A 13,053-nucleotide genomic window follows, 5' to 3' on the forward strand; every position below is an offset into this window, starting at 1 on the left:
CCGTCGAACTCATCGGCGGAGTCCGCTTCCCCGCCATCGGCGAACTGCCCTACCTCCTCACCCTCGCGGGCCACGGCTTCTACTGGTTCCGGCTCTCCCGAGTCGCATCCCGCATCGGCCGACGACGCTGAGCGCGCCGCCGAGGAAAGGACGCGTCACCATGGCGAAGACCGTAATCCTCCAGCCGAGAAGCACGGGCACCGAGCAGCCCCTGGCCTCGCTCTGCGAGCTGCTGCGCGAGTGGCTGCCGAGGCAGCGCTGGTTCGCGGGCAAGGACCGGCCCGTCACGGACCTGACCGTGCTGTCCGCGACGGAGCTGTTCCCGGACTGTCTGCACATGCTGGTCCACGCCGGGCACTTGCCGGTCCCGGCCCCCAGCGGGGGCGCTCCCCCGCCCGGCGACTGCTACCAGCTGCTGCTGGGCGTGCGCGAGCACCTCTCGCCGCGGCTCGGCCGGGCCCTCATCGGCCGGGTGCAGGACGGTCCGCTGGCCGGCCTCACCGTCTACGACGCGCTGCACGACCCACGCTCGGCCGCGCTGCTCCTGGAGCGGCTCAGACGGCCGGGCACGGCGGGCCCGCTGCGCTTCGAGGCCGACCCGTCCACGGAGGTCCCGGCCGGACTCGCGCCCCGTCTGCTGGACGCCGAGCAGTCCAACTCCTCGCTGGTGTACGGCGACGCGTTCATCCTCAAGGTCTTCCGGCGCATCCAGCCCGGCGTCAACCCGGACCTGGAGGTGCCGGGCGCGCTGGCCGCGCAGGGCTGCACCCGCGTCCCCGCCCCCGTGGCATGGCTGCGCACGACCGAACCGTGGGCGGCGACGCTCGGGGTGCTCCAGCCCTATCTGCGCGACGCCTCCGACGGCTGGACGCTGGCCCTGAGGGCGCTCGCCGCCGGTGAGCACTTCACCCAGGAGGCCTACGAACTGGGGCAGGCCACCGCCGACGTGCACCTCGCCCTGGCGTCCGCCTTCCCCTCCGGGGCCCACGGCGAGAACGGGCACACCGCGGCGGCGATGACCGCCCGGCTGGAGGCCGCCGCGACCTGCGTACCGGCGCTCAGGCCGTTCGTCCCCGGACTGCTCACCGCCTTCGGCGCGCTCACCGGCTGCGACGCCGGGCCGCCGGCCCAGCGCGTCCACGGCGACCTGCATCTGGGGCAGGTGCTGCGGGCGGGCCGCGAGTGGTTCGTCATCGACTTCGAGGGCGAGCCGTCCCGCCCGCTCGCCGAACGGCGTGGCGCCCAGTCCCCGGTGCGGGACGTCGCGGGCATGCTGCGCTCCTTCGACTACGCGGCCCGGCAGCGCCGCCCCTGGCGCCCGGAGTGGGCCCGCCGCTGCCGGGAGGCGTACTGCGCGGGCTACGCGGCCCGGGCCGGGTGGGACCCGCGCAAGAAGCACGCGCTGCTGCGCGCGTACGAGACCGACCGCGCGGTGTACGAAGTGCTCTACGAGGCCAGACACCGTCCGGCCTGGCTTCCCGTGCCCATGGCGGCGATCGAACGTCTGGCCGTCCGAGGAGGATGAACCGTGGCGCTGCGCGACACCCCCCTGCCCGAGCCGGCCGGCCCCCGGCCGGCCCCCGCCCTGGACCCGGCCGACCGGGAACGCCTGTTGGCGGGCGCCCACCACGATCCGCACGCGCTGCTCGGCGCCCACCCGGTGCCGGGCGGGATCGCCTTCCGGGCGCTGCGGCCGTTCGCCCGTGCGGTGAGCGTCGTGCTGGACGGCGAGCGCCACCGGCTCGTCTCCGAGGGGGACGGCCTGTTCTGCGCCGTACTGCCCCTGGCCGCGATCCCCGCGTACACGCTGCTGGTGGAGTACGCGGAGGGCACTCAGGAGACGCACGACCCCTACCGCTTCCTGCCCGCGCTCGGCGAGCTCGATCTGCACCTGATCGGCGAGGGCCGCCACGAGCAGCTGTGGAAGGCGCTGGGCGCCGAGCCGATGACCCACCAGGACGTGAAGGGCACCCGGTTCACCGTGTGGGCGCCGAACGCGCGCGGGGTCCGGGTCGCCGGGGACTTCACCTTCTGGGACGGGACGGCGTTCCCGATGCGGTCGCTGGGCTCCTGCGGCGTCTGGGAGCTGTTCCTGCCGGGCATAGGGGAAGGCGCACGGTACAAGTTCGAGATCACCTCCCAGTACGGGCACCGGTTCCTCAAGGCCGACCCGATGGCCCGCCGCACCGAGACGCCGCCCGCGACGGCCTCGGTGGTGACGGCCTCGCACCACGCGTGGGGCGACGAGGAGTGGCTCGCGCGTCGCGCCCAGACCCCGGTGCACGAGGCGCCGTTCTCGGTGTACGAGGTCCACCTGCCCTCCTGGCGCCCGGGCCGTACGTACCGCGAGCTCGCCGAGGAACTGCCCGCGTACGTCAAGGACCTGGGCTTCACCCACGTCGAGCTGATGCCGGTCGCCGAGCACCCCTTCGGCCCCTCCTGGGGCTACCAGGTCACCTCGTACTACGCGCCGACCGCGCGGCTCGGCTCGCCCGACGACTTCCGGTACTTCGTGGACGCCTGCCACCGGGCCGGCCTCGGCGTGATCATGGACTGGGTGCCCGCCCACTTCCCGAAGGACGACTGGGCGCTGGCCCGCTTCGACGGGGACCCGCTCTACGAACCCGGGGACGACCGGCGGGCGGAGCATCCGGACTGGGGGACGTACGAGTTCGACTACGCCCGCACCGAGGTGCGCAACTTCCTGGTCGCCAACGCCGTGTACTGGTGCGAGGAGTTCCACATCGACGGCCTGCGGGTGGACGCCGTCGCCTCGATGCTGTACCTCGACTACTCGCGGGACTCCGGGCAGTGGACGCCCAATGTGTACGGGGGCCGGGAGGACCTGGCCGCGATGGCGTTCCTGCAGGAGATGAACGCGACCCTCTACCGCCGGGTGCCCGGGGTGGTGACCATCGCGGAGGAGTCCACCGCGTGGGGCGGGGTGACCCGGCCCACCGACACCGGCGGGCTCGGTTTCGGCCTGAAGTGGAACATGGGCTGGATGCACGACTCACTGGAGTACGTCGCCCACGAGCCCGTGCACCGCAAGTACCACCACCACGAGATGACCTTCTCGATGGTGTACGCCTACAGCGAGAACTACGTCCTGCCCATCTCCCACGACGAGGTGGTGCACGGCAAGCAGGCGCTGGTGTCCAAGATGCCCGGCGACTGGTGGCAGCGGCGCGCCGACCTCCGCGCCTACCTGGGCTTCATGTGGGCCCACCCCGGCAAGCAACTGCTGTTCATGGGGCAGGAGTTCGCGCAGGGCGCCGAGTGGTCCGCGGAGCACGGACCGGAGTGGTGGCTGCTGGACCCCGGCTACTGCGCCGCCGCGGACCACCGGGGCGTGCAGGACCTGGTCCGGGACCTCAACACGGTCTATCGCGCCACCCCCGCCCTGTGGCAGCGCGACACCGAGCCCGGCGGTTTCCGCTGGGTCGCCGTGGACGCGGCCGACGACAACGTCTTCGCGTTCCTGCGCTTCGACGCGCAGGGCACCCCGCTGCTCGCGGTGTCGAACTTCTCCCCCGTGGTCCGCCACGACTACCGCCTCGACGTCGGCGACGAGGTCGCCGCCTGGCACGAGACCCTCAACACCGACGCCGCCCGCTACGGCGGCAGCGACGTCACCAGCCCCGACCCGGTCAAACCGGAGGACGGGACCGTCCGGCTCACGCTGCCCCCGCTCGCCACGGTCTGGCTGACGCCCGCCCTGTGACCGTGCGCCCGCGGACGTGACCGTTCGCGCCGTGCCGCCCAGGTGTCGACAGCCGTGCGCGGGGCAGTCGGGGTCTACTACTCGCGACGCCCCGTCGCGGTACGTGAGAAAGGCGGCTCCCACGTGCGCACTGTCGGTGTGGAGGAGGAACTCCTCCTGGTCGACCCGGAGAGCGGTGACCCGAAGGCACTGTCGGCCGCGGTGCTAGCCCGCGCCTCCCTGCTCGATCCCGGACAGGACGTGTTCGAGAAGGAGCTGTACGGACAGATGCTGGAGTTCGCCACCCATCCGCAGACGGACATGGCGGACCTCGGCGCGGAGATCGTCCGCTGCCGCAAGGAGGCGGCCCGGCACGCCGGGGAGATAGGCTGCGCGGTCGCCGCGCTGGCCGCCTCCCCGCTCCCGGTCAGCCCTTCCATCAGCGTCAACGACCGCTATCAGTGGATGGCGGAGCAGTACGGCATCGCCACCCGCGAGCAGCTCGTCTGCGGCTGCCATGTGCATGTGGCCGTCGAGTCCGACGAGGAGGGCGTCGCGGTCGTCGACCGCATCCGGCCCTGGCTGCCCGTGCTGGTGGCGATCAGCGCCAACTCCCCGTTCTGGCAGGGCCGCGACTCCGGCTACCACAGCTACCGCAGCCGGGTCTGGGGCCGCTGGCCGTCGGCCGGCCCGACGGAGCTGTTCGGGTCGGCGGAGCGCTACCACCGCCGGGTGGCGGACATGGTGGCCACCGGCGTCATCCTGGACGAGGCGATGGTCTACTTCGACGCGCGCCTGTCCGAGCGCTACCCGACGGTGGAGGTCCGGGTCTCGGACGTGTGCCTGCACGCGGACACCGCCGTCCTGATCGCCCTGCTCGTCCGGGGGCTGGTGGAGACCGCGGCGCGCGAGTGGCGGGCCGGGCGGGAGCCGGCCGACCACAGCGTGAGCCTGCTGCGGCTGGCCGCCTGGCAGGCCGCCCGGTCGGGCCTGGACGGGGAGCTGCTGCATCCCGCGACCATGCGGCCCCAGCCGGCCGAGGACGTGGTGCGGTCGCTGCTGGAGCACACTGGCGACGCCCTCGCCGACACCGGCGACCAGGCCCGGGCCGAGGAGGCCGTCACCGAACTGTTCCGGCGCGGCAACGGCGCCCGGGTGCAGCGCGAGCTGATGGAGCAGACCGGGAGCCTGCGGGACGTCGTCACCGAGTGCGTGCGCCGCACCCAGTCCTGAGGCGCCCCGCCGGCGCCGGTCTCACAGGATCATGACCAGGGCGTACACCAGGAAGAAGGCCGCGACCAGCACGACGAGGATCAGGATCAGGGTGAGCGGGGCCTTGGCCCAGCCCTTGGGCGGGTTGTGCGTCTCCCGGGGCCCGGCCTCGGGCATGCTGCTCTCCGCGGGCGGCGTCTCGCCGGGCGGCACGCCGCCCCCGGGCTCCAGGCCGGTGGTGCGCTCGGGCTCCGGATCGGGGTTCACGTGAGTCATGCTCCCCGAGTCCCCAGGAGTCGTCGAGATCATCAGTCGGCCACGACTTCTCGGTTCCCGGCACCAATCGCTCGCTCCTGGGCTACATTCGAGCACCGCCGACAACGGGACTCGTCGGCGGCGTCACTCTACGTAACCCCAGGAGCAGCGCATGCGCGACCTCGCTCTCGCTCCGCCAGACGCCCCGCCCCTGAGCGGCGGGCTCGCCGACGGCGTCTTCGAGACGGCGGCCCGGAACCCCACCCTGCCGGTGCTCGCCCGCCGCCCGGACGGCGCGTCGGCCGCCTGGGAGGAGGTGACGGCCGTCGAGCTGCGGGACGAAGTGGTCGACGTGGCAAAGGGGCTGGTCGCCTCCGGTATCTCGCCGGGTCACCGGGTGGCCGTCATGGCGCGCACCCGGTACGAGTGGACGGTGCTGTCGCACGCGCTGTGGGCGGTGGGCGCTGAGGTGGTCCCGATCCATCCGGCGTCCGCGCGCGACCAGGTCGAGTTCATCCTGCGGGACGCCGGCTGCGTGGCCGTGGTGGTGGAGGACGAGCAGGGCGTCATGACGGTCGGCACGGTGTGCGCGGTGCTGCCCCGGCTGAAGCACGTGTGGCAGCTGGACGCGGGGGCGCTGGCGCAGCTGGCGGAGCAGGGCGAGTTCGTCCCGCTGACCACGGTGGAGTCGCTGCGCCGGATCGTCATGCCGGACTCGACGGCGGTCGTCGCCTACACCTCCGGCACCACGGGCCGCCCGCAGGGCTGCGCGCTCAGCCACCGGAGTCTGGCCTACCCGTGCGACACGCTCCTGGCGGGCTGGGGGCACACGGCGGCGCCGCCGGGCGAGCAGGCCTCGGTGCTGGCCTTCCTGCCGTTCTCCCATGTGTACGGGCTCATGATCCAGGTGATGTGCGTGCGCGGCGGGATCCTCATGGGGCACGAACCGGAGATGACCGGGGAGGCGGTCGCGGCGGCGCTGCGCACGTTCCGGCCGACGTACCTCTACGGCGTACCGTCCGTCTTCGAGAAGCTCTACACGACGTTCCTGCGCACGGCCCAGCAGGCGGGCCGCGGGGCCCTGTTCGAGCGGGCGGCCCAGACCGCGCGGGACTTCGCCGCGGCCGAGGAGCGCCGGCGGCTGGGCACCGGCCAGGGCCCCGGCTTCGACCTGCGGCTGCAACACGCCCTGTACGGGCGGACGGTGTACCGCAGACTGCGGGCGGCGCTGGGCGGCCGGGTGGTGCGCGCCACCTCCGGCGGCTCGTCGCTCAGCCGCGAACTCTCCCTGTTCTACGAGGGCATCGGTATCTACGTGCACGACGGCTACGGGCTGACGGAGAGCAGCGGCGGGATCACCATGCAGCCGCTGGGCCGGGAGAAGTCCGGGACCGTGGGACGGCCCCTGCCCGGCACCGAGGTCCGGGTGGCCGACGACGGGGAGATCCTGGTGCGCGGTCCCTCGGTGTTCCAGGGGTACGTGGGCGACGAGGCCGCGACCCGGGCCGTGCTGCGCGGCGGCTGGCTGGCCACCGGGGACATCGGGCGGCTGGACTCCGAGGGGTATCTGACCATCACGGGCCGCAAGAAGGACGTCATCGTCACCAGCGGCGGCAAGACCGTGGCGCCGGCCCCGCTGGAGCAGCGGCTGCGGATGCATCCGCTCGTCCACCAGGCGGTGGTGGTCGGCGACGACCGGCCCTGCGTGGGGGCGCTGCTCACCCTGGACCCGGAGTACCTCGCGCACTGGCGGACGGCCCTGGCGCTGCAGGGGGAGACGCCGGGCCGGGACATGCGCGAGGACAACGCGCTGCGCGAGGAGCTGGGCCGCGCCGTCGCCGCCGCCAACAGCACGGTGTCGCGCGCGGAGTCCATCCGGGTCTACCGGGTGGTGGCCGAGCCGTTCTCCCCGGCCAACGGGCTGATGACGCCGTCGATGAAGCTGCGCAGGGACCTCATCACCCGGCACTACGCCGCCGAGATCGACGCGATGTACCAGGCACGCAGCCGCGCCTCGCCGCGGCCGGGGCCGGCCGAGCCGGCCGACTGGGAGGACTCCGACGACGTGTTCCGGTGAGGGGGAACGCCCGTGTGACATGTGCGACACCTGCTTGGACACGCGTACCCGGCTCGCCTGCGGGAACCCAAGACGTGGGAAAGCCGATCAGCGACGACAGCCGCGTTCACCGGGCTGAGGAAGATGTGATGGCTACGGAGCCGCGTTGGGACGACACACCGCACTCGGAGGAGACGCACGAGCGAACGGTCTCCTTCGCGGGCGAGCTGCGCAATGTGACAGGTGCGCGGCTCGCCGCGGAGGAGTTCCTGGGTGCCCTGGCCCGGGCGTCGCCGCCGGCGGCCCCCGAGTCCTGGGACGACATCCTGCTGGTCGTCACGGAACTGGCCGCCAACGTCGTCCAGTACGCGCCGGGCCCCTTCGAGCTGCGGATGCGGCGGACGTTCGACGGCGTGCACGTCACCATGCACGACACCAGCACCACGCGGCCGGAGCCGCGGCCGTTCCACCCGGACGCGGGCGGCGGCGGCATCGGCTGGCACCTCGTGCACACGCTGTGCGACCAGGTGAGCGTGGTGGTGACCGACACCGGCAAGGACATTCACGTCTTCCTGCCCTGGTGAGCGGTCCGTGACGCCGCGTACAGACACCGCGGACAGGAATACGCCGCATATTCGTGCGACACACGGGTTACTCAGGCACGAAGCCGGGGCATGCTGGTGCCCACGCGTTCGTCTGCCTGCCGCACCCCCGCTGGCGGAACGGCTCGGGGCACGGTGGGATCGATGTGCGAAGCAGCGATCCAGGGGCATGCGAACGGCGTCCAGTCGAACCGCCTGGAGCCGCAGAAAGGGATGGACACCGTGACACGACCCAGGATCCTGGTGGTTGGCGCAGGCTTCGCCGGAGTGGAGTGCGTTCGCCGCCTGGAACGCAAACTCGCCCCCGACGAGGCCGACGTCACCCTGGTGACGCCGTTCGCCTACCAGCTCTATCTGCCCCTGCTGCCCCAGGTCGCCTCCGGCGTGCTGACACCCCAGTCGATCGCCGTCTCCCTGCGCCGCAGCAAGAAGTACCGCACCCGGATCATCCCGGGCGGCGCGATCGGCGTGGACCTCAAGGCCAAGGTCTGCGTCATCCGCACCCTCACCGACAAGATCGTCAACGAACCCTACGACTACATAGTGCTGGCCCCGGGCAGCGTCACCCGGACCTTCGACATCCCCGGCCTGACCGAGCACGCCTTCGGCATGAAGACGCTCGCCGAGGCCGCCTACATCCGCGACCACGTCATCTCGCAGCTCGACCTCGCAGACGCCAGCGACGACCCGGCGGAGCGCGCCTCGCGACTGCAGTTCGTGGTGGTGGGCGGCGGATACGCGGGCACCGAGACAGCGGCCTGCCTGCAACGGCTGACGCACGCCGCCGTGAAGCGCTACCCGCGCATCGACCCGGGTCTGATCAAGTGGCACCTGATCGACATCGCGCCCAAGCTGATGCCGGAGCTGGGCGACAAGCTCGGCCGCAGCGCGCAGGAGATCCTGCGCCGGCGCGGGATCGACATCTCCCTGGGCGTGTCCATCGACAAGGCGGGCCCGGAGGAAGTGACCTTCACCGACGGCCGGGTGGTGCCCACCCGCACCCTGATCTGGACGGCCGGCGTGGTCGCCAGCCCGCTGATCGCCACGCTCGGCGCCGAGACGGTCCGGGGGCGGCTGGCGGTCACCGCCGACATGTGCCTGCCGGGCAACGACGGCGTGTTCGCGCTCGGCGACGCCGCCGCCGTCCCCGACAAGGCCAAGGGCCAGGAGGGCGCGGTCTGCCCGCCCACCGCGCAGCACGCGATGCGGCAGGGCAAGGTGGTCGCCGACAACGTCATCGCGACCCTGCGCAACCAGCCGATGAAGCCGTACGTGCACAAGGACATGGGACTGGTCGTCGACCTCGGCGGCACGGACGCCGTGTCCAAGCCGCTCGGTGTCGAACTGCGCGGCCTGCCCGCCCAGGCCGTGGCCCGCGGCTACCACTGGTCGGCGCTGCGCACCAATGTCGCCAAGACGCGGGTCATGACGAACTGGCTGCTCAACGCCGTCGCGGGCGACGATTTCGTGCGCACCGGCTTCCAGGCCCGCAAGCCCGCCAAGCTGAAGGACTTCGAGTACACCGACGCGTATCTGACGCCGGAGCAGGTACGGGCGCACGTCGAGGGCCCGGGTGACGCCCCTCCCCCGGCCCCCTGATCCGACCGGGAACACCACGGGCCGCCGGCCGGTACATGTCCGGCCGGCGGCCCTCCCTCGCACACGGGAGAGAGCACGGCGGCGTGAGCACAGCGGGACGGGCGGTGCGGGCCAAGGCGTGGGACCGTGTCGTGGCGTCCGATCCCGGGCTGCTGCGCCTCACCGCCGGGCTGCGCACCGTGTGCGCCATCGCGCTCACGCTCCTCGTCCTCGGTCTGCTGCGGGTGGATGTGACCCACCTGGTGGCCGGGGCCATGACGGCGATGGTCGCCACCTTCGCCATCCGGGAGCAGCAGCCGGCCCGGCAGGCCGTCACCCTCGCGCTGGGCCTGCCGGTGGCGCTGGCCTCCGTGTCGCTGGGCGCGCTCCTGAACACCCGGGTCGTGGCGGGCGACCTGTTCTTCGTCGCGCTCATCTTCTGCGCCGTGTACGGCCGCCGGTTCGGTGACCGCGGCACGGCGCTGGGTCTGATCGGCTTCCAGGTCTACTTCATCTCCCTGTTCGTACGCGCGAGCCCCGGCATGCTGCCGGGGCTGTACGCCACCCTCACCGTGGCCTTCGTGTGCGGCGCGACCGCCCGCTTCGTCCTCGTACGGCAGACGCCCACGGGCATCCTGGACCGGCTGCGCCGGGCTTTTCGGGCCCGGCTGGCCCAACTGGTGTCGACGCAGGCCGAGTTGCTCGACGCCGGTCCCGAGGACGTGGAGAAGGTGCTCGACCGGGTGCGCACCAGGACCGCCCGGCTGCACGAGGCGGCGCTGATGATCCAGGGCCGGCTGGAGGACGGGACCTCCGACGAGGCGGTGGCCCGTCTGGTGCAGCGCCGGATCGCCGACGCCGAGATCGCCGCCGAGCGGCTGGGGCTGCTGCTGCTCACCGCCCGCAGCGCACGGCGGGCGGACACCCTCACCCTGCACCTGCCGGGCGCGCCCGTGCCCTCCGGAGTACGGGAGCCGGTCCGGGACGAGGCGACCGACGCGCTGCGCCGGGACCTGGAGGCGCTGCGCCTGCTCGTGCTGCGGCCGGACACCGAGGACACCGGGACGGCGCTGGCGCGTGTGCGCAACCGGCTGCTCGGCTATCGCGAGGGGGAGAACCTGCCGCCCGCGTCGCCGGCCGTCCAGGACGTGTTCCGGGGCATCGGCGAGGCCGCCCGGGCGGTCCTCGGGCTGCGGATCGCCCTGGACGGGCCGCAGGACGAGTCCGACGACAGTCCGGCGACCGCCCGCTCCCGGGAGGAGCTGGACGCGGAGGACGCCGCCATCGCCGGCGACGACGAGGGGCACGAGGAAGAGCCGCCGACCGGGCTGCGGCGGCCCACCACGCGGGCGGCCGTCCAGGTGTCCGTCGGCTCGGCACTCGCCATCCTGGGCGGCGAGCTGCTCTCCACCCACCGCTGGTACTGGGCGGTGCTGACCTGCTGGGTCGTGTTCATCAACACCGCGTCCACCGGGGAGATCCTGGTCAAGGGCTACCGCCGGGTGCTGGGCACCGTCCTCGGCGTGGTGGCCGGCATCGGGCTGGCGGGGCTGGTGGGGCACCACACCTGGACGGCGTTCGGGCTGGTGCTGCTGTGCGTGTTCGCGATGTTCTACACGGCCCCGCTGTCGCACACCCTGATGTCCTTCTTCGTGACGGCGATGCTGGGCCTGCTGTACACGCTGCTCAGCACCTACAGTCCCGCCGTCCTGGTGCTGCGCGTGGAGGAGACGGCGCTGGGCGCGGTCTGCGGGGTCGTCGCGGCGGCGGTGGTCCTGCCGGTGCACACCGACCGCCGTACCAACGACCTCCTCGGCACCGCCCTGGACCGCCTCGCCGACGTCACCCGCGCCGCCGCCGACCAGCTCAGCGGCGGTCCGCCGGTCGACCTGCTGGAGAAGGCGCGGGATCTGGACCAGGCGCTGGCCGATCTGCGCGCGTCCACCCAGCCGCTGACCCATCCGATCACGCCGCTGCGGTCCCGGCGGGACACCGCCCGGTACGTCGTGGCACTGCTGGAGACCTGCGCGTACCACGCGCGCTCGCTGGCGGCCACGGCGGAACTGCTGCCCACCCACCCCTCGATCGCGGCGGATCCCCGGCTGCGCGGAGTCGGGCGGCGCATCGTCCACAACATCGAGGCGATCGCCGCGCACGTGGCGGACCGGCACTCCCGGGCCCGGGTCGAGACGGGCCCCAGCATCGCCTCCCTGCTGGAGCCCGGGTCCTTCCACACCCCGCGCTACGACCGGGTCACCGACCGGGTGCTGCGCCATCTGCAGCGCCTGGACGAAGCGGTGACGGGCCTGGCGCGTCCGCTCGACATCCCGGTGGAACAGCCGGGCGGTTGACCGCCCGTCAGGTCCGGATCCAGCGGGCCTCGGCGCAGGAGAACACGCCGAACAGCGCCAGTCCGGCCGCGAGGACGACCAGCAGCCAGGGCCCTGCCGGGGTGTCGGCGAAGGTGCGGAGCGTGTCGTCGAGGCCCTTGGCCTTGTCCGGCCGGGAGTCGATCGCCGCGCGCACCGCGAAGACGCCCGCCGTCGCGAACACCACCCCGCGTGCGAGGCCGCCGGCCACGCCGGTCACGTCCACCAGGCGCCGGGCCCCGGGCGACATCGCGCCGGTCGTGAGCCGGCGGCGGTACGAGCGCCGTACGGCCTGCACGGCGATCCACCCACCGGCCACGACGACCCCGGCGCCCACCGCGCCGACGAGCCACTGGCCGGCCGGCGCGGACAGGGCCCGCGCGGTCAGGTCCCGTGACTGCGAGTCGCTGGACTGCCCGCCGCCCGACCCGGCCGCGAAGGACAGCACGGACGAGGCGACGAACGCGTAGAACACGCATCGCACGAGGGCCAGCAGCCGCTTCCGTGCCGAGCGGCCGTCCTTGCCGACGGAACCGAAGACCGCCTCGGACAGCCGCCACAGGGCCATGCCGACCAGCCCCACGCCCAGCGCCCACAGCACCACGGCGCCGAACGGGCGGTGGGCGAGCTCGGCGAGGGCCCCGCTGCGGTCGGCCTGCTTGCTCCGGTCACCGAAGGCGACCTGCAGCGCCAGCAACCCCACCAGCAGATAGATCACGCCGCGCGCCACGAGACCCGCCCGCGCCGCCCACTCGGTCACCGTGCCCGTCGTCCCGGATCCCGCCCCGGACCGTACGTCCCGCACCATCGCACCCGCGTCCATCCAGACCTCCCCAGCTCCGACTGCCCGGCTGCCCCGGCCCACCGGGGACACACCTCGATCACTACCGAGCCGCCGGGGCGACCGCGAATCCGCGGTCGCCCCGGCGGCTCCCCGACGGCGGGCGGCGGGTTCAGTCCCGCCCGGCGTGCCCCGCCGTCACCGGCTCGGGCGCCGTCGCCGCGCGCAGCGCCTCGGCCGCGGCGGCCGCGGGCTCCGGCCGGAGCGCGGCCGTGGCCAGATGGCGGCGGGCCGTGTCGAGGGCGACTCTCACGTCCCGGGTGCCGGTCAGCACACACAGCGTGTACGCCAGGTCGATCGCCCTCGGGCTCGGCCCGGTGGCGCCCCTGTCCTGCCCGTGCTCGAGGAGTCCCTCGTACTCCTCGACGAGTTTTCGCAGGGTGGCGGGGTTCGGCCGCAGCGGAATCAGCATCGGTCTCGCTCCTCGGTCGCTCGGG

At 73.2% G+C, this 13,053-nt stretch carries 11 protein-coding genes; 8 read left to right on the top strand and 3 right to left on the bottom strand.

Annotated elements, in window-relative coordinates; translation table 11 throughout:
* The 4 genes from ACZ7L0_RS40790 to ACZ7L0_RS40805 all read left to right on the top strand — a co-directional run.
* On the top strand, positions 1-131 hold a 131-nt coding region (locus ACZ7L0_RS40790), incomplete at its 5' end, for an alpha-glucosidase C-terminal domain-containing protein (protein WP_471247730.1).
* A 29-nt stretch (positions 132-160) separates the two neighbouring features.
* On the top strand, positions 161-1,525 hold the full coding sequence (locus ACZ7L0_RS40795; RefSeq protein ID WP_471247649.1) for a maltokinase N-terminal cap-like domain-containing protein: 1,365 nt from the start codon (positions 161-163) through the stop codon (positions 1,523-1,525).
* Positions 1,526-1,528: 3 nt separating this feature from the next.
* Entirely contained in the window at positions 1,529-3,724 is a 2,196-nt protein-coding gene (gene glgB / locus ACZ7L0_RS40800) for a 1,4-alpha-glucan branching enzyme (protein ID WP_471247650.1), read from the top strand.
* Between the two features lie 123 nt (positions 3,725-3,847).
* Positions 3,848-4,936: a glutamate--cysteine ligase 2 gene (locus tag ACZ7L0_RS40805; protein ID WP_471247651.1), complete on the top strand. Its 1,089-nt coding sequence runs from the start codon at positions 3,848-3,850 to the stop codon at positions 4,934-4,936.
* 21 nt (positions 4,937-4,957) lie between these two features.
* On the opposite strand, the gene ACZ7L0_RS40810 is transcribed toward ACZ7L0_RS40805, so the two are convergent.
* Positions 4,958-5,191 carry a DUF6480 family protein gene (locus ACZ7L0_RS40810; RefSeq protein ID WP_471247652.1) on the bottom strand — a complete coding sequence of 78 codons (234 nt, stop codon included), beginning with the start codon at positions 5,189-5,191 and terminating at the stop codon, positions 4,958-4,960.
* 151 nt (positions 5,192-5,342) lie between these two features.
* Between ACZ7L0_RS40810 and ACZ7L0_RS40815 the strand changes: the two genes are divergently transcribed.
* From ACZ7L0_RS40815 to ACZ7L0_RS40830, 4 genes are all read left to right on the top strand, one after another.
* Entirely contained in the window at positions 5,343-7,247 is a 1,905-nt protein-coding gene (locus ACZ7L0_RS40815) for an AMP-dependent synthetase/ligase (RefSeq protein WP_471247653.1), read from the top strand.
* Positions 7,248-7,375: 128 nt separating this feature from the next.
* Entirely contained in the window at positions 7,376-7,810 is a 435-nt protein-coding gene (locus ACZ7L0_RS40820; protein WP_471247654.1) for an ATP-binding protein, read from the top strand.
* A gap of 231 nt (positions 7,811-8,041) precedes the next feature.
* The gene (locus ACZ7L0_RS40825; RefSeq protein WP_471247731.1) at positions 8,042-9,427 is read left to right on the top strand and encodes an NAD(P)/FAD-dependent oxidoreductase; all 1,386 of its coding nucleotides are present in this window, start codon (positions 8,042-8,044) and stop codon (positions 9,425-9,427) included.
* 35 nt (positions 9,428-9,462) lie between these two features.
* Complete coding sequence (locus ACZ7L0_RS40830; RefSeq protein WP_471247655.1) at positions 9,463-11,757, top strand: FUSC family protein; 2,295 nt, start codon at positions 9,463-9,465, stop codon at positions 11,755-11,757.
* Between the two features lie 7 nt (positions 11,758-11,764).
* Here the strand turns inward: ACZ7L0_RS40830 and ACZ7L0_RS40835 are convergent, their stop codons facing one another.
* Together ACZ7L0_RS40835 and ACZ7L0_RS40840 are read right to left on the bottom strand one after the other, a co-directional pair.
* The gene (locus ACZ7L0_RS40835; protein ID WP_471247656.1) at positions 11,765-12,598 is read right to left on the bottom strand and encodes a DUF1206 domain-containing protein; all 834 of its coding nucleotides are present in this window, start codon (positions 12,596-12,598) and stop codon (positions 11,765-11,767) included.
* Positions 12,599-12,728: 130 nt separating this feature from the next.
* Positions 12,729-13,028, bottom strand: coding sequence for a DUF5133 domain-containing protein (locus tag ACZ7L0_RS40840; RefSeq protein ID WP_471247657.1), 300 nt, complete (start codon positions 13,026-13,028; stop codon positions 12,729-12,731).
* Between the last annotated feature and the right edge of the window lie 25 nt (positions 13,029-13,053).

This window comes from Streptomyces sp. NPDC039424, from assembly GCF_055639495.1.